Source organism: Actinosynnema sp. ALI-1.44, from assembly GCF_001984155.1.
Classification (GTDB): Bacteria; Actinomycetota; Actinomycetes; order Mycobacteriales; family Pseudonocardiaceae; genus Kibdelosporangium.
Genome location: NZ_MTQO01000038.1, coordinates 21825 through 41681 on the forward strand (window position 1 = coordinate 21825; position 19857 = coordinate 41681).

Annotated in this window: 23 protein-coding genes; 14 read left to right on the plus strand and 9 right to left on the minus strand. The window is 67.9% G+C overall.

From position 1 onward, the window contains the following. Positions 1-39: 39 nt before the first annotated feature. The 6 genes from ALI144C_RS11775 to ALI144C_RS11800 all read left to right on the plus strand — a co-directional run bounded on the left by ALI144C_RS11775 (position 40) and on the right by ALI144C_RS11800 (position 5080). Positions 40-1263, plus strand: coding sequence for an MFS transporter (locus tag ALI144C_RS11775; RefSeq protein WP_076987117.1), 1224 nt, complete (start codon positions 40-42; stop codon positions 1261-1263). After that, on the plus strand, positions 1260-2201 hold the full coding sequence (locus tag ALI144C_RS11780) for a DMT family transporter (RefSeq protein WP_076987118.1): 942 nt from the start codon (positions 1260-1262) through the stop codon (positions 2199-2201). The genes ALI144C_RS11775 and ALI144C_RS11780 overlap by 4 nt, the downstream gene beginning before the upstream one ends. Further along, entirely contained in the window at positions 2198-3046 is an 849-nt protein-coding gene (locus ALI144C_RS11785; protein WP_076987119.1) for a bifunctional methylenetetrahydrofolate dehydrogenase/methenyltetrahydrofolate cyclohydrolase, read from the plus strand. Before ALI144C_RS11780 ends, ALI144C_RS11785 begins: the two co-directional genes overlap by 4 nt. Next, positions 3043-3333, plus strand: a complete 291-nt coding sequence (locus ALI144C_RS11790) for a DUF3017 domain-containing protein (RefSeq protein WP_076987120.1) — start codon at positions 3043-3045, stop codon at positions 3331-3333. Before ALI144C_RS11785 ends, ALI144C_RS11790 begins: the two co-directional genes overlap by 4 nt. A 98-nt stretch (positions 3334-3431) precedes the next feature. Then, positions 3432-3995, plus strand: a complete 564-nt coding sequence (locus tag ALI144C_RS11795) for a VanZ family protein (RefSeq protein WP_076987121.1) — start codon at positions 3432-3434, stop codon at positions 3993-3995. A 95-nt stretch (positions 3996-4090) separates the two neighbouring features. Then, complete coding sequence (locus ALI144C_RS11800) at positions 4091-5080, plus strand: malate dehydrogenase (RefSeq protein ID WP_076987122.1); 990 nt, start codon at positions 4091-4093, stop codon at positions 5078-5080. Positions 5081-5198: 118 nt separating this feature from the next. Here the strand turns inward: ALI144C_RS11800 and ALI144C_RS11805 are convergent, their stop codons facing one another. The 4 genes from ALI144C_RS11805 to ALI144C_RS11820 are packed head-to-tail and all read right to left on the minus strand — an operon-like array spanning position 5199 to position 9625. Beyond that, positions 5199-6380, minus strand: coding sequence for a cytochrome P450 (locus tag ALI144C_RS11805; protein WP_076987123.1), 1182 nt, complete (start codon positions 6378-6380; stop codon positions 5199-5201). Between the two features lie 10 nt (positions 6381-6390). Continuing rightward, entirely contained in the window at positions 6391-7578 is a 1188-nt protein-coding gene (locus tag ALI144C_RS11810) for a cytochrome P450 (RefSeq protein WP_076987124.1), read from the minus strand. 58 nt (positions 7579-7636) lie between these two features. Continuing rightward, positions 7637-8932 carry a sensor histidine kinase gene (locus ALI144C_RS11815; RefSeq protein WP_076987125.1) on the minus strand — a complete coding sequence of 432 codons (1296 nt, stop codon included), beginning with the start codon at positions 8930-8932 and terminating at the stop codon, positions 7637-7639. A gap of 6 nt (positions 8933-8938) precedes the next feature. Further along, positions 8939-9625, minus strand: a complete 687-nt coding sequence (locus ALI144C_RS11820) for a response regulator transcription factor (RefSeq protein WP_076987126.1) — start codon at positions 9623-9625, stop codon at positions 8939-8941. Between the two features lie 85 nt (positions 9626-9710). Here ALI144C_RS11820 and ALI144C_RS11825 point away from each other — a divergent pair, with 85 nt between their 5' ends. Beyond that, the gene (locus tag ALI144C_RS11825; RefSeq protein ID WP_076987305.1) at positions 9711-10523 is read left to right on the plus strand and encodes an inositol monophosphatase family protein; all 813 of its coding nucleotides are present in this window, start codon (positions 9711-9713) and stop codon (positions 10521-10523) included. A gap of 109 nt (positions 10524-10632) precedes the next feature. Here ALI144C_RS11825 and ALI144C_RS11830 read toward each other — a convergent pair whose 3' ends face one another. Together ALI144C_RS11830 and ALI144C_RS11835 are read right to left on the minus strand one after the other, a co-directional pair. Continuing rightward, complete coding sequence (locus ALI144C_RS11830; RefSeq protein ID WP_076987127.1) at positions 10633-10824, minus strand: DUF1918 domain-containing protein; 192 nt, start codon at positions 10822-10824, stop codon at positions 10633-10635. A 61-nt stretch (positions 10825-10885) separates the two neighbouring features. Next, positions 10886-11461: an HhH-GPD-type base excision DNA repair protein gene (locus ALI144C_RS11835; protein WP_076987128.1), complete on the minus strand. Its 576-nt coding sequence runs from the start codon at positions 11459-11461 to the stop codon at positions 10886-10888. A 79-nt stretch (positions 11462-11540) separates the two neighbouring features. On the opposite strand from ALI144C_RS11835, the gene ALI144C_RS11840 reads away from it, so the two are divergent. Continuing rightward, complete coding sequence (locus ALI144C_RS11840; protein WP_076987129.1) at positions 11541-11891, plus strand: type II toxin-antitoxin system RelE/ParE family toxin; 351 nt, start codon at positions 11541-11543, stop codon at positions 11889-11891. Next, positions 11888-12175, plus strand: coding sequence for a helix-turn-helix domain-containing protein (locus ALI144C_RS11845; RefSeq protein ID WP_076987130.1), 288 nt, complete (start codon positions 11888-11890; stop codon positions 12173-12175). The genes ALI144C_RS11840 and ALI144C_RS11845 overlap by 4 nt, the downstream gene beginning before the upstream one ends. A gap of 32 nt (positions 12176-12207) precedes the next feature. Here ALI144C_RS11845 and ALI144C_RS11850 read toward each other — a convergent pair whose 3' ends face one another. Beyond that, entirely contained in the window at positions 12208-12801 is a 594-nt protein-coding gene (locus ALI144C_RS11850; RefSeq protein ID WP_076987131.1) for a class I SAM-dependent methyltransferase, read from the minus strand. Between the two features lie 9 nt (positions 12802-12810). Further along, positions 12811-13617, minus strand: a complete 807-nt coding sequence (locus tag ALI144C_RS11855) for a metal-dependent hydrolase (protein WP_076987306.1) — start codon at positions 13615-13617, stop codon at positions 12811-12813. Between the two features lie 249 nt (positions 13618-13866). On the opposite strand from ALI144C_RS11855, the gene ALI144C_RS11860 reads away from it, so the two are divergent. The 5 genes from ALI144C_RS11860 to ALI144C_RS11880 all read left to right on the plus strand — a co-directional run bounded on the left by ALI144C_RS11860 (position 13867) and on the right by ALI144C_RS11880 (position 18319). Further along, positions 13867-14376: a hypothetical protein gene (locus tag ALI144C_RS11860; protein ID WP_168211232.1), complete on the plus strand. Its 510-nt coding sequence runs from the start codon at positions 13867-13869 to the stop codon at positions 14374-14376. Positions 14377-14470: 94 nt separating this feature from the next. Next, positions 14471-15685, plus strand: coding sequence for an NADP-dependent isocitrate dehydrogenase (locus tag ALI144C_RS11865; RefSeq protein ID WP_076987133.1), 1215 nt, complete (start codon positions 14471-14473; stop codon positions 15683-15685). Between the two features lie 145 nt (positions 15686-15830). Continuing rightward, entirely contained in the window at positions 15831-16199 is a 369-nt protein-coding gene (locus ALI144C_RS11870) for an SH3 domain-containing protein (protein ID WP_076987134.1), read from the plus strand. 106 nt (positions 16200-16305) lie between these two features. Continuing rightward, positions 16306-17169 (plus strand): exodeoxyribonuclease III, encoded by an 864-nt coding sequence (locus ALI144C_RS11875; protein ID WP_143230611.1) that lies wholly within the window; start codon positions 16306-16308, stop codon positions 17167-17169. A gap of 118 nt (positions 17170-17287) precedes the next feature. Then, the gene (locus tag ALI144C_RS11880) at positions 17288-18319 is read left to right on the plus strand and encodes a hypothetical protein (protein ID WP_076987135.1); all 1032 of its coding nucleotides are present in this window, start codon (positions 17288-17290) and stop codon (positions 18317-18319) included. Positions 18320-18382: 63 nt separating this feature from the next. Here the strand turns inward: ALI144C_RS11880 and ALI144C_RS11885 are convergent, their stop codons facing one another. After that, on the minus strand, positions 18383-19759 hold the full coding sequence (locus tag ALI144C_RS11885) for a methionine--tRNA ligase (protein ID WP_076987136.1): 1377 nt from the start codon (positions 19757-19759) through the stop codon (positions 18383-18385). Positions 19760-19857: the final 98 nt, after the last annotated feature.

Sequence of the window (19857 nt, forward strand, 5' to 3'; positions counted from 1 at the left end):
CGGTCGTGGATTGTCGGTGCCCCCTGAGACAGTGGTCGGGTGCTGCAGCCGTACCGCGACCTCGCCGCCGTCCCCAAAGTGCCCAGCTTGCTGGTCTGGGCGTCGATCGGCAGGTTGCACATGACGGGCACGCCGCTGGCGATGTCGTTCCTGATCGCCGGGTGGACGGGGTCGTACGCGATCGCGGGTGTGATCGGTGCCGCACTGCTGACGGGCAACGGGGTGGCCGGTCCGGTCCGCGGCCGCGCGGCGGACCGCCGGGGTCCAGTCGGACTGCTGCTGATCACGGGTGTCAGTTACGGCGTCGGACTGATGCTGCTGGCGCTCGTCCCGCTCTGGTTACCCGGCTCGGCCTGGCCGCTGATGGCGGTGGCCGCGTTCGTCGTCGGCCTGTTCAACCCGCCGGTCGTCCCGGTCAGCCGAGCGGTCTGGCCCCGGATGCTCTCCGGCGCGGCGCTGCAGTCGGTGTACACCGTCGACGCGACGCTGACCGAGCTGATGTTCGTCGTCGGCCCGTTGCTGGCTGCCGCGTTGGTCGCCGCGGTCAACCCGGAAGTGTCGTTGGTCATCTCCGGTGCGCTGGCCCTGCTCGGTGCTGCGGCGTTCGCCCGCGCGTTGTCCAGGGCGGGGCAGACGAAGCCCGTCGGCACCAGTGACCAGGCCAAGTCGCGGAAGGTCGGGTTGTTCGGCGTGCCTGGTGTCGTCGCGTCGCTGGCGCTGTCGTTCTTCCTGGTCGCCGCCCTGCTGATGGTCGACATGACGATCGTGGCGTGGGCGCGCAACGTCGACATCCCGATCCTGGCCGGTGTGCTCGGCGCGGTCTGGGCGATCGGGTCCGGGATCGGCGGTCTGATCGCGGGCGGGCTGACCGGCAGGCCCCGGCTGACCAGGCGGGTGATGCTCAACCTGGTGGGCGTGGCCGCGCTGGTGCCCGTCCTACCCCCGGTGTTCGACCCGGCCTCGCCCTGGCTGATCGGGCTGGTGCTGCTGCTCGGCGGTGCCGCGATCGCGCCCGCCGCGGCGGCGTCGAACGCCATCCTCGGCGAACTGGCCCCGTCCGAACGCCGGACCGAGGCGTACGGCTGGCTGTCGTCCGCGTCCACCGCGGGCTTCGCCATCGCGCTGCCCACCTCCGGTCTGTTGCTCGACCACGGCGGCCCGGCGTTCGCGGCGGCCGGCGCGGTCGTCTTCGTCGCGCTGGGTGCCGTACTGGCCATGCGCATCCCGGCTCCCGCACCCGTGGCGGAGCCCGTCGCCTCATGAAGCGATGGCCCTACGGTCTGGTGGCGGTCATTGCTGGGGTTTTGCTCGCGTCCCAGGGTCGGATCAACGGCCAGCTGGGCGCCCGGTTGCACGATGGGGTCATCGGCGGCCTGATCTCCACAGCCTTCGGTTTTGTCGCACTTGTCACTTCGGTGGTGTGCGCGCCCGCAGGCCGTCGCAGCGCGGGCCGGGTGGCCGCGGCGCTGCGCAAGCGGGATCTGCGGTGGTGGGAGTGCCTCGGCGGGTGTGTCGGGGCGTACTTCATCGTCACCCAGGGCCTGACGATCACCGCGCTCGGCGTGGCCGTGTTCACGGTCGCGACGATCAGCGGGCAGCTGGTGAGCGGGCTGTTCGTCGACCGCGCCGGGCTCGGCCCCGGCGGTCCGCAGCCGATCACGAGGTGGCGGGTGCTCGGCGCGGCACTGGCCGTCGGCGCGGTCACCCTCGCCGTCCAGGAGCAGTTCGTCCGGCCGCAGAGCGTGGCGCTGTTCGTGCTGCCCGCGATCGCCGGGTTCGGGATGGCCTGGCAGAGCGCGGTCAACGGCCAGGTCAAGGACGCAGCGGGCAACCCGGTGGTCGCCGCGACGGTCAACTTCGCCGCCGCGTCGACCACGCTGCTGATCTTCGCCGTCGGCGACGTGATCCTGCGCGGCTGGCCGGTCGAGTTCCCCGGTGAATGGTGGCTTTACGCCGGCGGTGCGTTCGGGATCGTCGTGGTCGGGATCTCGGCGGCCGCCGTGCGTGCAGTCGGCGTGCTGGTGCTCAGCCTCTGCCTGGTCTCCGGGCAACTGCTCGGCGCGCTGGTGCTGGACATCCTCGTACCCGCCCGCGGTGCGCAGCTGTCGTTCACGGAGGTGCTCGGCGTCGTCATCACGCTGTTCGCCGCGGTTGTGGCCGCGCTACCACTCAGGACGGTCTCTGAGAGGATGACCACGTGAGCGCGACGATCCTGGATGGCAAGGCAACCCGAGACGCGATCTACGAGGACCTCAAGGTGCGAGTGGCCGCACTGCGGGCCAAGGGCATCGCGCCCGGCCTGGGCACGGTCCTGATCGGTGACGACCCCGGCTCGGCGCTGTACGTGCGCGGCAAGCACTCGGACTGCGCCAAGGTCGGGATCACCTCGATCCGCAAGGACCTCCCCGCGGACATCTCGCAGGAAGACGCCGAGGCCGTGCTGGACGAGCTGAACGCCGACCCGGCGTGCACCGGCTACATCGTCCAGTTGCCCGTCCCCAAGCACCTGGACACGGGCAGGCTGCTCGAGCGCGTCGACCCGGCCAAGGACGCCGACGGCCTGCACCCGGCCAACCTCGGCAGGCTCGTGCTGATGGAGCCCGCGCCGCTGCCGTGCACCCCGCGCGGGATCGTCGAGCTGCTCAACCGCTACCAGGTGCCGATCGCGGGCCAGAACATCACGGTCGTCGGGCGTGGTGTCACCGTCGGCCGCCCGCTGGGCCTGCTGCTCACCCGTCGTTCGGAGAACGCCACGGTCACGTTGTGCCACACCGGAACCAAAGACCTGGCCAGTGAGGTCCGGCGTGCGGACATCGTGGTCGCCGGTGCGGGCGTGCCGCACCTGATCACCCCGGAGATGGTCAAGCCCGGGGCGGCGGTGCTGGACGTCGGCGTCAGCCGGACCGAGTCCGGAATGGCCGGTGACGTCCACCCCGACGTGCGCGAGGTCGCGGGTTTCCTGTCGCCCAACCCCGGCGGGATCGGCCCGATGACCAGGGCGATGCTGCTGACGAACGTGGTCGAGGCCGCCGAGGCGCAGGCGTGACCGTCGTGTCGCCGAAGTCCAAGCTCCGCGACCAGTGGCCGTTCGCGGTCGTCCTGTCCATCGTCGTGATCGGCCTGGTGCTGGTCCTGCTGTACCACTGGCGCAAGGGCACCTCGCTGGTCGGCGGTGCCCTGCTCGTCGCCGCCGCGCTTCGGCTGCTGCTGCCGGACAGCAAGGCCGGTCTGCTGGCGGTGCGCAAACGACGCGTGGACATCCTGCTCTACGGCGGGATCGGCCTGATGATCCTGTACATCTCGGCGTCGATCATCGGCGGTCCGCTCAACTGAGCGGCTGAACGGCCGATCGGCCGTCTCGGCCAGGTGGCCGATCAGGCCGGGCTCTTCGACCGAAGTCACGGCGGCGGGAAATCCATAACGTCGTCACCATGACCACGTCGCAGCTCACCGCCATCCACTTCGGACTGATCGGGTTCGCCGCGATCTGGCCCGTCGTCCTGCTGGCGCTCAGGGGCCGGGGCCGCCCGGCGGTGAGCGGAGTGGTGACGCTCTACGCGGTGCTGGCGCTCGCGGTCGTCTTCCTGCCACTGCCCGGCCCGCACACGCCGAGGCTGCGGCAGACGATCCAGCTGGTGCCGTTCCAGTGGGTGCTGGACACCGTCGGCGGTGACTTTATGGCCGTCAAGCAGGCGCTGCTGAACGTCCTGTTGTTCGTGCCGCTGGGGTTCTTCGCCCGCGCGCTGTGGCGCCGGACCGCGCGGCAGGCCGTCGTGATCGGCTTCGCGGCATCGCTGATGATCGAGATCACCCAGTTGAGCGGCAACTTCGGTACCGCACCGTTCGTGTACCGGATCTTCGACGTGGACGACCTGATGACGAACACCTTCGGTGCGCTCGCGGGTTACCTGCTGGCGAACGCGGTACTGCAGATCCGTGTCCCGGCGAGCATGAGGGCTTTGTCACCGGTCCGGGACCACGCAGTGCGGGGTTGATAGCCTGCCGGGGCAGGTCCCGGCGCCGAGACCGTGACTCTCGTAGCTGGTCGCGCCCGAGACCCCACCTGAACGCTTGAGTGGATCGGAAGGCAATGACCCGCACCCCCGTCAACGTCACCGTCACCGGCGCGGCCGGCCAGATCGGCTACGCCCTGCTGTTCCGCATCGCGTCGGGCCAGTTGCTCGGCCAGGACACCCCGGTGAGGCTGAAGCTGCTGGAGATCACCCCGGCGCTGAAGGCGGCCGAAGGCACCGCGATGGAACTGGACGACTGCGCGTTCCCGCTGCTGTCCGGCATCGACATCTCCGACGACCCGAACGTCGCCTTCGACGGTGCCAACGTGGCCCTGCTGGTCGGCGCCCGGCCGCGGACCAAGGGCATGGAGCGCGGTGACCTGCTCGAGGCCAACGGTGGCATCTTCAAGCCGCAGGGACAGGCCATCAACAACCACGCCGCGGACGACATCCGCGTCCTCGTGGTCGGCAACCCGGCGAACACCAACGCCCTCATCGCCCAGCAGCACGCACCGGACGTACCCGCCGACCGGTTCACCGCGATGACCCGGCTCGACCAGAACCGCGCCTACAGCCAGCTGGCCGCGAAGCTCGGCGTGACCGTCAACGACATCCGCAAGCTGGTCATCTGGGGCAACCACTCCGCGACCCAGTACCCGAGCCTGGCGCACGCCGAGGTGAACGGCAAGAGCGCCGCCGAGGCCGTCAACGACCAGGCCTGGCTGGAGAACGACTTCATCCCGACCGTCGCCAAGCGTGGCGCCGCGATCATCGAGGCGCGCGGCGCTTCGTCGGCCGCTTCGGCCGCCAACGCGGCGATCGACCACGTCTACGACTGGGTCAACGGCACTGCCGAGGGGCAGTGGGCTTCGGCCGGTGTCGTTTCCGACGGGTCCTACGGTGTTCCTGAGGGTCTCATTTCTTCTTTCCCGGTCACGTCGACCGGTGGCAAGTACGAGATCGTTCAGGGCTTGGAGATCGACGAGTTCTCGCGGGGCCGGATCGATGCTTCGGTTGCTGAGCTCGCTGAGGAGCGGGATGCCGTCAAGGGTCTTGGTTTGATCTGATTCGCACTGGGAGGACAGTCCCTCGCTTTTGGGCGGGGGACTGTTTCTCTTTCAGGATTTTCTCGCCGGGCGGCAGACCTCTGGGGCAGGAGACACCCCCGAAGGCCTTCCTGTGCTGTTACCAGGCGACTGGCAGTGAGTGAACTCCGTAGATCGTCATGTCGTCACGCATCGGTACTTCTTCCGGTGCAATCGCGAGTCGCAGCCTGGGGAACTCGCGCAGCAGCGTCGTGAAGCCGATGCGCATTTCGATGCGGGCCAGTTGTTGTCCCAGGCATTGGTGGATACCGTGTCCGAATGCCACGTGCCCGCTGGGGGTTCCGTTCAGTGCCAGCTTGTCCGGGTCGACGAATCGCATCGGGTCGCGATTGGCCGCCGGTAGTGAGATCGCCAGCGGCTCGCCTGCCTTGATCAGCTGGCCGTCCAGTTCCACGTCCTCGAGCGCTGTTCGTGCTGTTCCGAAGTGGACGATGGTCAGGTAGCGCAGCAGTTCCTCGACCGCGTTCTCCACCAGGCTGGGATCGTTGCGCAGCAGTGTCAGTTGGTCCGGGTTGGTCAGCAGGGTGTATGTGCCCAGTGCCAACATGTTCGCGGTTGTCTCGTGTCCGGCGATGAGCAGCAGCAGACCGATGTTGCTCATTTCCTCGTCGGTCAGGGTTTCTTCCGCTATCAGGCCGGACATCAGTGCGTCGTCCGGCTGTGCTCGTTTCATCCTGATCAGGTCGAGCATGTAGTTCTCGATCGACTCGACGGCCGCCCTGACCTCCTGCTGGGAGGCAGTCAGCGACAGCAAGCGGCTTGAGTCTTGCTGGAAGCGCTCGCGGTCGGCGTACGGGACGCCCAGCAGTTCGCAGATCACCAGCGAGGGGATCGGCAGCGCGAACTCCGGCACCAGGTCCGCTGGGGAGCCATGCCTGCGCATGCTTTCGGCGTGGTCGTTCGTGATCTCCTGTACTCGGGGGATCAGGTGGTTCATCCGGCGCACGGTGAACTGGCCGGTCAGCAGTCGCCGGTAGCGGGTGTGCTCCGGTGCGTCCTGGGCGATGAACATGCCTGGTTTGGTCGGTTCGTTGGTGATGTTGTCGCGGATCGGTGATTTCCGCAGCTCGCCCCGGGAACTGAAGCGTGGGTCCGCGAGCACCGCGCGGGTCAGCTTGTGCGTGGTCACCAGCCAGCCGACTGTGCCGTCGGCGAACGTGATCCGGCTCAACGGCCCGCGGTCGGCGAGGTCCGGTGGTGGGTCGAGCGGTGTCGTCCGCTGCTGGGGCATCAGCGGGGCGCCGGGAAGTGTTTCGGTCATCCGCTTCCCTTCACCAGGCCACGGGGAGTTCGTGGACGCCGAAGATCGCCATCTGCTCGCGCAACCGCACGTCCTGCGGCGCGGTCGCCAACCGGAGGGTCGGGAACTCGCGCAGCAGTGTGGCGAAGCCGATGCGCATCTCGATGCGGGCCAGTTGCTGTCCGAGGCACTGGTGGATGCCGTGCCCGAACGCCACGTGGCCGGTCGCGGTTCCGTTGAGCGCCAGCCGGTCCGGGTCGACGAACCGCATCGGGTCGCGGTTGGCGGCAGGCAGTGAGATCGAGATCGGGTCGCCTGCTTTGATCAGCTGCCCGTCCAGTTCCAGGTCCTCGGCCGCGGTCCGTATCGTTCCGAAGTGGATGATCGTCAGGTAGCGCAGCAGTTCCTCGACCGCGTTCTCGGCAAGTCCGGGGTCGTCGCGCAGCAGTGCCAACTGGTCCGGATGGGTCAGCAACGTGAATGTGCCGAGTCCCAGCATGTTCGCGGTCGTCTCGTGGCCGGCGATGAGCAGCAGGAACCCCATGTTGGCGATTTCCTCGTCGCTCAGCCCGCTGTCGGTGACCAGGCCGCTGAGCATGTCGTCACCCGGAGCGCGCCGCTTGGTCCTGACCAGGTCGAGCAGGAAGTTCTCGATGTCCTCGATCGCCGCCTTGATCTCCTCCGTCGTCCTGGTCAGGTCGACCAGCTTGTGGGTGTTCTCCTGGAACCGCACCCGATCGGCGTACGGCACACCGAGGATCTCGCAGATCACCAGCGACGGGATCGGCAGTGCGTACGCCTGCACGAGGTCCACCGGCGGGCCCTGCTCGCGCATGGCCTTGGCGTGGGCGTCCGCGATTTCCTGGATGCGGGGGACGAGCTGGTTCATCCGGCGCACGGTGAACTGGCCGGTCAGCAGCCGCCGGTAGTGCGTGTGGTCCGGTGGGTCCTGGGACAGGAACATCCCTGGCTTGGCCGGTTCGTTGGACACCTCGGCGCGGATCGGTGACTTGCGGTTCTCGGGGTTGACACTGAAGCGCTGGTCGGCGAGTACCGCCCTGGCCAGCTTGTGCGTGGTGACCAGCCAGCCGATCGTGCCGTCGGCGAACGTCAACCTGCTCAGCGGGCCGCGTTCGTGCAGTTCGGCCGGTGGATCGAGGGGATTGACCCGGTCAACGGGCAACCGTGGGATGTCGGTCGCGGGCAGAGTCTCAGTCATGGTGCACTCCTTGGCCTCGTCCCCATCGACGTTTCCGTGCGAACCTGACTACCCCCTGTCACTTTCCTGACGAAGAGCTGACGCCTCCCAGCACCACGGTGAATGTCGTGCCCGTCCCGGGCGCCGTGGACACGTGCACCTCGCCGCCGTGCGCCTGCACGATGCGTTGCACGATCGCCAGCCCGAGCCCCGCGCCGCCGTCGGACTGCCGCTTCTCCGCGCGGTAGAAGCGTTCGAAGATCCGCGAGGCGACCTCCGGCGACATCCCCGGCCCCTCGTCGGAGACCGACAACCGGTCGCCGTGCACGCTGACGGTGATCGGCGTGTCCTGCGGGGTGTGCTGCAGCGCGTTGCCGACCAGGTTGAGCACGACGTGCCGGAGCAGGCGTTCGTCGCCTTCGACGATCACCTCGGCGGGGGCGTCGAGCGAGATCGTCCGGTTCGGCGCGATCACCGACGTGTCCGCGACGACCTCGGCGGCGATTCCGCGCAGGTCGACCTCCTCCCGCTCCAGCTCCCTGTTCAGGTCGAGGCGGCTTATCTCGAGCAGTTGGTCGACCAGCGAGTTCATCCGGTTGGCCTCCTGCTCGATGCGGCTCAGCGCCTTGGCGGCCAGCTCGGGTTTGCCGGAAACCCGGTGCAGCTCCGCCCAGCCACGGATCGTGGTCAGCGGCGTGCGCAGTTCGTGCGACGCCGCCGCGAGGAACTGCAGCAGGCCCCTTTCCAGGTCACGTTGCTCTTTCAGCGACCGGTTGAGCACGTGCACACCGAACAGGGTCACCGCGACCACCGCGGCGCCGGTCGCGATCAGCTCGAACACCAGCAACTGCGCGACCGCGTCCTCACCTGGGCCGAGGCTGCCCGCGACGACCACGGACCTGAACCGCACCGGATCCGGCCTGCCGTGCAGCTGGATCATCGCGTTCGGGCCGATGTCGAACGCCTGCACCCGCCACCGGGTGTCCGAAGAGGACACTGTGGTCGGCCGGAGCGCCCAGTGCGGCGGCACCGGATCGGGGATCGGCGGCGCGGTGATCGGGTCGCCGGACAGCAGGTACGGCTTCGTCGCCACGAGCACACGCCCGTCCTCGGCCAGGATGGCCGCGAAGAACCCTTCCGGCAGCTGCTGCTCGAGCGTCAGGCCGTCCACGTTGATCCGCCGGCTGCCGAGCACCGGCAACGCCCGTTGCACCTCGCCCAGCGTGCGTTCCACCCGGTTGAGCGCGTACAGGTCGACGACGAACAGCGCGGCGATGTCGATGATCGCCATCCCGAGCAGGGTCAACGAGATCAAGCCGAGCAGCAGCTTGCCGCGGACCGCGCGGATCCCACGGCGTGGATGTCCACGCGGCACCGGGTGTCAGCTCTCGGCGATGCGGTAGCCGAAGCCGCGGACGGTGTGGATCAACGGCAGCCGCCCGGCGTCGACCTTGTGCCGCAGCCGGGAGACCAGCTTCTCCACCACGCCCTCGCCGAAGTCGTGCTGCCACACGTGCTGCAGGATCTGCTCCTTCGTCATCACCTGGCCCATGTTGACCATCAGGTACCGCAGCAGCTTGTACTCCGTCGGAGTGAGATCCAGCGCCTCGCCGCCGCGGATGGCCTGGAACTTCGCCTCGTCGAGCACCAGGTCGGCGCTGCGCAGCACCTGCTCGTCCGGCGCACGGCCGGACCTGCGCAGCAGCGCGTGCACCCGGGCGAGGAGTTCGAGGACGTGGAACGGCTTGGTGACGTAGTCGTCGCCACCGATCCGCAGGCCGGTGACCGTGTCCTCGATCGACCCCCGCGCGGTCAGGAACAGCACGGGCGGCGCGTGCCCGCGCTCAGCCAGCTTGCGGCACACCGTGAAACCGTCCATGTCGGGCAGCATCACGTCCAGGATCACCATGTCGGGTCGTTCCGCCTCGACAGCCGCCAGCGCGGCCTGGCCGGAGCAGACCGCCGACACGCGGTAACCGGCCAGGTCGAGGGTGGTGGACAGCAGCTCGGTGATCCCGGGTTCGTCGTCGACCACCAGCAGGTGCTGGCCATCCCCGGTGTGTTGCACAACGCCTCCTTACGGTCACGCAACGAACACAAGTCCATCGCTGTTCCCCTTGGACTGCCGCGTGGCCCGCTCGTACCGTGCACTCATGTCGAAGATCAGTTGGCCGGTGCCCGTCCCCAGCCTGCCCGAAGGGATCTACCCCCCGCTCGCCGAGGCCGCGCGGGCCGCCGCGGTCGCGTACGGGGCCGCGCGGGCCGAGTATCCGCGCGTGGAGTTGGCCGAGGAGGTCGCGACCGGTGCGGACGGCACGCCGACCATGCGGGTCGACGCGCTGGTGGAGGCCGCGATCGTCGACGTGATCGACGCCGCCAAGGTCAACCTGTTGAGCGAGGAAGCCGGGTTCATCGACCACGGCTCGGCCGTGACACTGGTGATCGACCCGATGGACGGCTCGGCCAACGCCGCGATGGGTGTCCCGCTGTCCTGCTTCGCGGGCGCGGTCTTCCGGGACGGTGTGGCGACCGAAGCGCTGACGGTCTGGCTGGACACCGGTCGAGCGTGGTGGGCCGCGGCGGAGCAGGCAACGCCCTATCGGACAACCGGGCGTACCACAGTGGACGGCTCATCGATCTCCATGCTGCGGCCGAAGGACAACAGCCGCGACGCCTGGCTGCGGGTGGCGAGCCGGGTGGACCGCGTCCGCGTGCTGGCCACGACGTGCCTGGAGACGGCGCTGGTCGCCGAGGGATCGATGGACGCGTTCGTCGACCCGGGCTCCGACACCCACCGGATCATGGACCTGGCCGCGGCCATGGTGACGTTGCCCGCGGCGGGTGGTGTCGTGCTGGACGTGCGTGGCAGGCCGCTCGAGTTCGACATCGACCTGTCCCGCCGCTGGTCGGGGATCGCCGCCGCGACCAGGGAACTCGCCGACGAACTCGCCGAGCTCGCCTGCTGATGGCGGTGCGGAACCACCTGCTGGCGATCGGCACGTTCGCGGCGTTGGGTCCGGTGGCCGCCGTGATCGCGTCGGCGGCCCTCGGCGTGTTCGTCTTCGCCTGCCGCGCTCAGTCGCCGTTCGCGGGCCGCACAATGGAATCGGGGCCGGGGAAGACCAGCGCCTCGTGACCGTCCGCGAACCGGACGAGGTAGGGCGGAGCCCCGTTGTCGCCGCGTACTTCGATGATCTCGCCTTGCCTGTCGGCAAGGCCCACGTTCTTGCCGTGGACCAGAAGCTGGTCACCTACCGTCGCTTGCATGGTTCTCACCTCCGGTCAACCAGAGTAAAACCGGACACAAGGGGTAGTCACCAGGCGCGGCTCATTTCGCCTTCGCGGCGGCCTTCGTCGCCTTCTTGAACGCACGGACCTCGGCCAGCGTCTCGGCGCTGGTGACATCGGCGATGGACCGCCGAGAGCCGTCCTCGCCGTACGCGCCCGCGGCCTCCCGCCAGCCCTCGGCCTTCAGGGCGAACTGCTTGCCAAGCAGCGCAAGGAAGATCTTGGCCTTCTGCTCGCCGTACCCGGGCAAAGCCTTGAGCCGCCTGAAGATCTCGGGGCCGTCCGGCTTGCCCTGCTTCCAGATCCGATCGGCCTTGCCGTCGTAGGTCTCGACGATGTACTGGCACAACGCCTGCACTCGCTTGGCCATCGCGCCGCCATACCGGTGGATTCCCGGCGGGGTGGTGGCGAGGGTGGCGAACGCGTCCGGGTCGTATTCGGCGATCTCGTGCACGTCGAGCTTGCCCATCTTGGTGACCAGCTTCTGCGGGCCCTTGAAGGCCACCTCCATCGGGATCTGCTGGTCGAGCAGCATGCCGATCAGCAACGCGAGCGGGTCCCTTGCCAGCAGGGCGTCCGCTTCCGGTTCACCGGCGAGGTGCAGCTTGCGCGTCATGGCCGCAATCGTGACACATTAGGGTGGCTTCCTCTTCCGGGCGACCCGTCGCGTCCGAATCAGCCATAGCATCGATGCTATGGATTGGGGTACCGTCGAGCTGGAGCCGGAGATCTGCGAATGGCTCAGAGGGCTCGGCGAAGCTGCGGTGAACCACGTCGCGTTCTATATCGATCTGCTGGCTGAACGCGGTCCGCTGCTTGGCGAGCCGTACACCCGTCAACTGGAGGGCAAGCTACGCGAGCTGCGGTTCTGGCTGGACGAAAGGCAGACCCGGATCAGCTACTGGATCGCGCCGGGGCGGCGGATCATCCTGTTGACGACGTGGCACAAGACGAAGATGCGTGAGACTGCCGAAGTCGAGCGGGCTCACCGAGCGATGCGACAATGCCAGGAAGAGCAGCGCACTGTGGACGAGGAGGAGCTGTGACCGAGCGGAAGGCGTGGACTGAACTGCGCAAGGAGCTCGGGGTCGATCCTGCTCACCCCGCCTACGACGCTGCGCGTATCGCTTTCGAGCTCGGAGCCGCAGTGCGAGCGCTGCGGGAACAGCGTGGCTGGTCACAGACTGAATTGGCCGAGCGCGCCGGGATGACGCAGTCCGCCATGGCTCGTTTCGAGGCGGGTGGCACTGTGCCCACTCTGCCGGTGCTCGAACGGATCGCTGCGGCGTTGGACATGCGTCTGTCCATCGAACTCAAGCCCGCGTCCTGACCAATTGCGGGATCTTCCACCTTGGCACGGGGTCAGCAGGTCGCGTACACGAGGAACACGATGCGTGACGACACCTCGAGTTTGTGGGAGACCACGTCCGAGTACCCGGCGTCCAGCGCGATCCTGGCGGCGTCGTCGACCGACGACGGCAGTGGGATGTCGGACGCGACTAAGGACGCGAACGCGGGCGACGGGGTGAACGTGTCGCCGAACGGCATGCTGAACGCCAGCCTGCCCGCCGGGCGGAGCACCCGCAACCAGTCCTTCAACGCCGCCGTGCCCAGGAAGTGCAGCGAGGACGCGCACACCACCAGGTCCGCGCTCGACGCCTGCACGGGCGCGGGCACAGCCTGGCCGACGTGCCAGTCGATCTTGCCCGACGGGTCCTGGACGGCGGCTTTCGCCTTGGCGCGTTCGATCATCCTCGGCGACGAGTCGATCGCGACCACTGAGCGGGCGCCCAGGTGCTGCAGGGCCGCGAAGGCCGCCGCGCCCGTTCCGGTCGCCACGTCCAGCACCAGGTCCGGCTTCGGGGCGTCCGCCACCCCGTTCACCAGTTTTTCCGCGACGACCTGGTGGAAGAGGTCGTCGTCATACCCCGCCGCGATCTCGTCGAACACGCTCACCGACGGATTCTAGCGAGGCAGGAAGGTGAAACCCCACAACGAAGGAATGGCTCCGGCCTGCTGCAACGCCGCCAGCGACAGCCAGACCGACGCCACGGTGATCAACGGGCCGATCAGCGTCATCTCCACCTTGCCGCCGGTCTGCATCCGCAGGATCTTCGGCGGCGCCACCGGGTACCAGGTCTTGCCGCCGAGCGGGATCGGCCACAGCATCGGGCAGCCCTGCTCGGTGATCGCGTCGCCGATGTAGTGCGCGATGCAGCCGATCCCCACCGCCACACCACAGGCGGCCGCGTTCGCCGACGTCTGCTCGGTCCACAGCAGGCACACCGCGGTCACACCCGCCGAGGTCAGCGTGATCACCAGCGCGTCCTTGCGTGGGTGCCATTTGTGCAGGATGCCGCGCACGGCCAAGCCCGCGAACACGAACATCAGCGCGGGCAGCGCCCACTTCTGGCTGGTCTGCACGATCGCTGTCGTGATCACCGCGGCGATCACCGCGAACACGAGCGTGTGCGTCAGGCCGCGGTGGCCGCCGTCGCGGTTGGAGTCACGTCTGGTCCTGGTCAGCCGGTAGACGCCGTGGCTGAGGGCGTTGATCCCGCTGGAGAAGCCCTGGCTGATCGAGCCGAACGTCCGCGACACCGTCGACGACGGGTGGTCGAGGTCCGGCAGCAGCGCCGCGCCCGACGCGAGGACCGCGCCGACCACCCACGCCCTGGGGCTGAGTTGCCCGATCGAGTGACTCGTGGCCAGCGCCGTGGTCGCCGACCACGCCAGTAAGCCACTCATCGCATGCGTCGGCCCAGTTGCCATCCCGGTGTCCCCCTCAAGATCGCCAAGGACCGCAGGATAGCGGTTTTCCGGCCGTGAGCTGGGGATCTCGACCCGACCGGTGCGCCAGGGTGTCGGGGTGTGCATGATCTTGGCCTCGAACCACCTGGGAGCGCCCGCATGCACCGTCACACCCGTCGTGTACTGGCAATACTCACTGTCACCTTATGTTTGGCGCCGGGTGCCACGGCGGCCGCGACACCGCTGCCTCCGGACACGCGTGCGACGACAGTGACGGGCGCTCCGAAGACGTGCCGTTCGGCCGCCATCCCCGGCGAGATCATCGACGTGACGGCCGAGGTCAGACAGCAGACGTCGGTGGACATCACCGCCATCCCCGGTGGTTACCAGGTGCTCGGCGTGGTGGTTCAGGGCGCGTCGTCGTACAACAAGTACCCCAACCTCGGCACGTTGCCGTGGAAGGACCTCCGGGCTCCGGGCGACGGGACCACCGCGATAACCAACTGGTTCGCGTGCGCCAAGCCACGGTCGACGTCCTCGTCGCAGCCCACGACCACGACCACGACCACGGTCACCAGTTCGTCAACCTCTGCACCAGCGACCGCCACGTCCACGACGAGCACCAGTTCGGCGGTCGTCGCGCGGCCACCGCAGGACGATGACCTGGCACGGACCGGGTTCGACGCCGGTGGCTTGTTGATCGTGGCCACCCTGCTTGTCCTCGCCGGTGCGGTGATCCTCGCGGTGGTGCGCAGGCGGCATACGATCCAGCCCAAGTGACGGCCGCGACACGGCCACGACAAGCTACCAGTACGCTTGTACCGTTAAGTGCAGACTCAAAGACGAGAACATCCCGGGAGAGGAACCCAGGCAGATGGCCAAGATCAAGGTCCAGGGGACGATCGCCGAGCTCGACGGCGACGAGATGACCCGCATCATCTGGCAGTTCATCAAGGACAAGCTGATCCACCCGTACCTGGACATCAACCTGGACTACTACGACCTGGGCATCGAGCACCGCGACGCCACCGACGACCAGGTCACGGTGGACGCGGCCAACGCGATCGCCCGGCACGGCGTCGGCGTCAAGTGCGCGACCATCACGCCGGACGAGGCGCGGGTCGAGGAGTTCGGCCTGAAGAAGATGTGGCTCTCGCCCAACGGCACGATCCGCAACATCCTCGGCGGCGTGATCTTCCGCGAGCCGATCGTCATCTCCAACATCCCCCGGCTGGTGCCCGGCTGGACCAAGCCGATCATCATCGGCCGTCACGCACACGGCGACCAGTACAAGGCGCAGAACTTCAAGGTGCCCGGCCCCGGCACGCTGACCATCAGCTACAAGCCGGAAGACGGCTCCGAGCCGATGGAGTTCGAGGTCGCCAACTTCCCCGAGGGCGGCGGCGTCGCCATGGGGATGTTCAACTTCCGCAAGTCGATCGAGGACTTCGCGCGCGCCTCGCTGCGCTACGGCCTCGACCGGGAGTTCCCGGTCTACATGTCGACCAAGAACACGATCCTCAAGGCCTACGACGGCATGTTCAAGGACGTGTTCCAGGAGATCTTCGACGCGGAGTTCAAGGCGGACTTCGACGCCAAGGGCCTGACCTACGAGCACCGGCTGATCGACGACATGGTCGCCGCGGCGCTGAAGTGGGAAGGCGGCTACGTCTGGGCCTGCAAGAACTACGACGGTGACGTGCAGTCCGACACCGTGGCGCAGGGGTTCGGCTCGCTCGGCCTGATGACCTCCGTGCTGATGACCCCGGACGGCAAGGTCGAGGCCGAGGCCGCGCACGGCACGGTCACCCGGCACTACCGCCAGCACCAGGCAGGCAAGCCGACCTCGACCAACCCGATCGCGTCGATCTACGCGTGGACCCGCGGCCTGGACGCGCGGGCCAAGCAGGACAGCACCCCCGAGGTGGCCGGCTTCGCGCACGCGCTGGAGCAGGTCGTCGTCGAGACCGTCGAGAGCGGCAAGATGACCAAGGACCTCGCCCTGCTCATCGGCCCTGACCAGGCGTGGCAGACCACCGAGGAGTTCCTGGCCACCCTGGACGAGAACCTCCAGAAGAAGATGGCCTGAAAGTTCACCCGCGGAGAAACCCCCATGGCCCATGTCCATGGGGGTTTCGCCAAGGCATAATCACCGTGGGTGGCTGATCGCTGACTTGGGTGGTTCTCGGGCTCAGCGGTTCTACCTGGCTGTGAGCTGCGTTATACGTGGTCTCATGGTGACGAAATTGTGGGCCAGGGCGAGAGAGGTGATCGTGTTGGCACCGAAGCGGACACTGATCGTGGTCGCGGTGCTGGTCGGGGTCGTCATCTTGTACGTGCTTGGCAGCGACAAACAGCGACAGGGCGGCACGAACAACGCCAACGCCCCGGCGGCGAGTTCGAGCGCGTGCCGGGTGGCGGTGACCGCCGACATCCTCAACGTCCGGCAGGCGCCGGACGCGAAGGCCCAGATCGTCGGCAAGTTCCAGCGCAACGCCGAGGCGGACGCGGAGAAGCTCGTGCAGAACGGCTTCCGCAAGCTCTCGGAGAACCGCTGGGTGTCCAACGACTACATCAAGCCACTGCAGGGCCGCGACTGTTGACTTGGCCGCGCCGGGCGTTTACGCCACGCAACACGCCCGGCATCGCCCCAGCCACGTCGACGGTAGGCTCACCGCGAAGATGCCGGTCGCGTGGGGCGGGGTGGAAATGGTCGGCTTTGGCGGCCGAGTCAGCCGAGCGGAGCGAGGCAGTCCAACACTGTTGATCCTTTCTTCGATAAACGTGAACGGCCTGCGGGCTGCCGCGCGCAAGGACAACGGCTTCTCCGAGTGGCTCGACGCCACCGACGCCGACGTCGTGTGCATCCAGGAAGTCCGGGCCACGCTGGACCAGTTGCCCGCCGAGGTCCGTAACCCGGACGGGTGGTTCGCAACGCATGCGCCCGCGGCTGTGAAAGGCCGTGCGGGTGTGGCGGTCTACAGCCGTGTCGAGCCGGAGTCGGTGCGGATCGGTTTCGGTGCGCCGGAGTTCGAGGACAGCGGCCGGTACGTCGAGGTCGCGCTGCCCGGCGTCGTGGTCGGCAGCGTGTACGTGCCCAGCGGTGACGTGGGCACCGAGCGGCAGTTGGAGAAGGAACGCTTCATGGACGCGTTCCTGCCGTACCTCGCCGAACTTCGGGACAAAGCCGCCGCGGTCGGCTCGGAGGTCCTGATCGCCGGGGACTGGAACATCGCGCACCAGCAGTCGGACCTGAAGAACTGGAAGGGAAACCAGAAGTCGTCCGGGTTCCTGCCGGAGGAACGCGCCTGGTTGTCCCGCATCTTCGACGAGGTCGGCTACGTCGACGTCGTCCGCGCCCTGCACCCGGAAGGCCCCGGCCCGTACACGTGGTGGAGCTACCGCGGTCAGGCCTTCGACAACGACTCGGGCTGGCGCATCGACCTGCAGATCGCCACTCCAGGCCTCGCCGCCCGCGCCACGACTGCGGTCGTCGAACGCGCCGCCAGCTACGGCGAACGCTGGTCGGACCACGCGCCGGTGACGGTCACCTTCGCCGATCAGTCGCTGTAGTACGCTGCCCAGCGCTGTGGGCAGGACATGACAGTGGCGTTCATCCGGGCCCACCCACGAGAGTTCACCCCGGTGTCGCGCGTGCGCGTCCTGGCGAACAAGAAGTGGAGGCCAGCTCTTGACTGCGAAGGCGGACAGTCGTCCGACTCCGAAGCACAAGGCCGCGTTGGACTCGTTACGCTCGCAGGCGGACAAGATTCGCTATGCGTGTGAACAGGTTCCGCAGCCGACCACCGCCGCTGTGCGTGAGTGGCTGGGGTTGTACAAGGTGCGGCCCGACCGGTCCCACCTCTCCAGTGTGGTCAGCGCATGGCGCAAGCAGAACGGTGTCGGATCGACGGGTGAGCTGGTCACGCTGACGCCGGAACTCATCGCGGAACTGGACGCCATCGCGAACTCGCCGGAGCAGGTGCCGGTCGTCGTGGAGAAGCCGCGAGCCGTGCCGAGCGAGCCACCGGCCGACAAACCGCAGAAGCGTTTCAGTACTTGGGTTTTCCTTCTTGGCGCACTGGTCGGTCTGGTTGTCTCGGTCGACACCAGTTGGCGGTTCTTCGGCGACGAACTCGGCGTGACCAACATCCCCGAGCGGATCGCCATGTTCGCGGGCATGGAAATCGTCCTTGTCGCGTGCGGTATCTCGATGTTCGAGGGTGTTCGTCGCCGCGGTGGCACGCCTGGTCCCGCTCGTTGGCTGGCGTGGGCGTTGTGTGGCGCGTCCGCGTACGCCGCGCTTGTCCTGTCAGGGCCTTTTCTCGGCACGGCACGAGTGGTCTTCGGTCCCGTTCTGTCCGTTGTCGCACTGCATTTCGCGCTGGGCGTCGAACTCCGGGCCCGTGGTTACCAGCGGACGGGCACGCTGGCCCGGATCGGTCGTGAACTGCGGGAGCGTTTCCTGTCCCGGTTCGGCCTGGCCGACGATGAGCGGGATGCGTTGACGCGTACTCGCGATCGCGCCGCTCGTCGCGTCGCGCGGTTGGCGTTGGCGCCGAAGTGGACGCCCTTGCGGCAGTCGCGGCTCGATCGCAACCTGCGCAAGTCCAACGCCGCCCACGATCCGGAGGCCCGGGAACGGATGCTCGCCGAGCTCGCCGCCATCCGCCACGCCAGGGACCTGAGGAACCTGAGTCAGGAGTCGCCTTGGCAGGCATGAGAGGCGTACGCACGCGCTGAGCGGGCGGTGGTCACTGGTGACCACCGCCCCTTTCGTCGGTGTTCACACCGGCGTTTTCGCGTTGTCCGCCAGACGCGGAAATGCCTTTGACGCATCAAGCAATCGCGCCGCGCCGGACGGGATGAACGCTGACAGCTCGTGCGCGATCGTCCGGCAGGCGCCGCCGAGTTGGCTCAGTATCCCGCTTCTCTCCGCCTCGGAGCGCTCCCAGGGTTTCGTCGTCTCAATGAGACGGTTGGCGTCGTCTACCGCCGCGACGATCGCACCCGTCGCCGCCCGGAAGTCGAAGTCCCGCAGTGCCGTGTCCACTGTGGACGAAAGGTCGATGGTGGGGCCGTCCGGGATGGATCCTCCGGAGAGGCCCCTGACCCGGTTGAACAGGTTGCCGACGCCGTTGGCCAGTTCGCTGTCCGCGCGGTCGACCAGCCGCTGCTCGGTGAAGTCCGTGTCGCCGAGTTTCGCCGGTTCGCGCAGCAGCCACCAGCGCACCGCGTCCACGCCGTACCTGTCGATCAGGTCCACAGGGGACACCCGGACCCCCGAGCTCTTGGAGATCTTGGCGCCGTGCGACGTCAGGTACTCGTGCACGAAGATCGTCTTGGGCAGCGGCAACCCCGCCGACAGCAGCAACGCGGGCCAGTAGACCGCGTGGAACCGGATGATGCCCTTGCCGATCACGTGCACCTGGTCGGCGTCGCGCCACCACTGGTCGAACGAGTCACCCAGCGTTGTCACGTAGTTCGCCAACGCGTCCCACCACACGTAGATGACCTGCGACGGGTCGTCCGGCACGGGGATGCCCCAGCCGCCCGACCGGGCCGCGGGCCTGGACACGCTGATGTCCGACAAACCGGATCGGACGAACGACAGCACCTCGTTGCGGCGTGCCTCGGGCTCGATGCGGATCTCGTGCTCCAGGGCGTGCAGGATCCGGTCGGCGTACTTCGACAACCGGAAGAACCAGTTCTCCTCGGTGACGGTCTCCGCCTTGGTGCCGTGTTCCGGGCAGTACGGCTCGGTCACGAACGCCTCGCAGCCCGCGCAGTAGTACCCCGTGTACGACTTCCGGTAGAAGTCGCCACGCTCGGCGGAGGCTCGCCACAGGCGTTCGACGCCCGCGAGATGCCGGGCATCCGAGCTGGTGCTGACGAAGTCGTCGTATGACAGGTCCAATGGTTCACGCAGCGCCGCGAAGCGCGCCGAGTTGCCGTGGACGAATGACCGGACGTCGACACCGGCCGCGCGTGCGGCGGTTGCGTTCTTGAACGCGTTGTCGTCCGTGCCGGTCTGGAACCTGACTGGTTCGCCGCGTAACCGGCGGTTGCGGGCGAGCGCGTCCGCCTGGACGAGCTCCAGCGCGTACCCGATGTGTGGTTCGGCGTTGACGTACGCGATGGATGTGGCAACGTAGAAGTTCACTGTCGTTCTCCCTGGTGGCTTGGCCGCCGACCGGAGGGACGAACCGCTGTACCCGGTCACAGGCCGGGTACTGGGTGCGAAGGATTCAGCGCACGCTG

Excerpts from the sequence above, each read along its gene's own strand:
- ALI144C_RS11780 (WP_076987118.1), top strand. The coding sequence starts at position 1,260 with ATGAAGCGATGGCCCTACGGTCTGGTGGCGGTCATTGCTGGGGTTTTG.
- ALI144C_RS11795 (WP_076987121.1), top strand. The coding sequence starts at position 3,432 with ATGACCACGTCGCAGCTCACCGCCATCCACTTCGGACTGATCGGGTTC.
- ALI144C_RS11800 (WP_076987122.1), top strand. The coding sequence starts at position 4,091 with ATGACCCGCACCCCCGTCAACGTCACCGTCACCGGCGCGGCCGGCCAG.
- ALI144C_RS11805 (WP_076987123.1), bottom strand. The coding sequence starts at position 6,380 with ATGACCGAAACACTTCCCGGCGCCCCGCTGATGCCCCAGCAGCGGACG.
- ALI144C_RS11810 (WP_076987124.1), bottom strand. The coding sequence starts at position 7,578 with ATGACTGAGACTCTGCCCGCGACCGACATCCCACGGTTGCCCGTTGAC.
- ALI144C_RS11825 (WP_076987305.1), top strand. The coding sequence starts at position 9,711 with ATGTCGAAGATCAGTTGGCCGGTGCCCGTCCCCAGCCTGCCCGAAGGG.
- ALI144C_RS11830 (WP_076987127.1), bottom strand. The coding sequence starts at position 10,824 with ATGCAAGCGACGGTAGGTGACCAGCTTCTGGTCCACGGCAAGAACGTG.
- ALI144C_RS11835 (WP_076987128.1), bottom strand. The coding sequence starts at position 11,461 with ATGACGCGCAAGCTGCACCTCGCCGGTGAACCGGAAGCGGACGCCCTG.
- ALI144C_RS11840 (WP_076987129.1), top strand. The coding sequence starts at position 11,541 with ATGGATTGGGGTACCGTCGAGCTGGAGCCGGAGATCTGCGAATGGCTC.
- ALI144C_RS11855 (WP_076987306.1), bottom strand. The coding sequence starts at position 13,617 with ATGGCAACTGGGCCGACGCATGCGATGAGTGGCTTACTGGCGTGGTCG.
- ALI144C_RS11865 (WP_076987133.1), top strand. The coding sequence starts at position 14,471 with ATGGCCAAGATCAAGGTCCAGGGGACGATCGCCGAGCTCGACGGCGAC.
- ALI144C_RS11870 (WP_076987134.1), top strand. The coding sequence starts at position 15,831 with ATGGTGACGAAATTGTGGGCCAGGGCGAGAGAGGTGATCGTGTTGGCA.
- ALI144C_RS11875 (WP_143230611.1), top strand. The coding sequence starts at position 16,306 with ATGGTCGGCTTTGGCGGCCGAGTCAGCCGAGCGGAGCGAGGCAGTCCA.